Source organism: Bacillus cereus group sp. BfR-BA-01524, assembly GCF_022662595.1.
In the GTDB taxonomy this organism is placed as follows: domain Bacteria; phylum Bacillota; class Bacilli; order Bacillales; family Bacillaceae_G; genus Bacillus_A; species Bacillus_A thuringiensis_S.
Genome location: NZ_JAKUDW010000327.1, coordinates 1 through 340 on the forward strand (window position 1 = coordinate 1; position 340 = coordinate 340).

Sequence of the window (340 nt, forward strand, 5' to 3'; positions counted from 1 at the left end):
ATAAAGCAACTAAATGCAGGTTCTTTTTTCAACGAAAAATATCCGAACTTAGCAAAGAAAGAATTTGAAAATGCTAAAGTCCCAACATTAAAAGAAATTATTGAAACGTTTGGGCATAACGCAAACTATTATATTGAAACAAAATCACCTAATGAATATCCAGGAATGGAAGAAAAATTATTAGAAATTATTAATCACTATGAAATACAGGATAAAGTTATTATTCAATCGTTTAGTGAAGAAAGTCTGCAAAAGATTCATAGCTTAAATAGTAATATATCTTTAGTACAATTATTACCTTATAAAAAAGCAGTTCAATTAACAGAATTAGAGATAGAAA

Annotated in this window: 1 protein-coding gene; it reads left to right on the forward strand. The window is 26.2% G+C overall.

Annotated elements, in window-relative coordinates; genetic code table 11:
• Nucleotides 1-340 (forward strand): glycerophosphodiester phosphodiesterase family protein (locus MR170_RS31295; protein ID WP_276575699.1); only part of this gene is annotated, 340 nt, incomplete at both ends.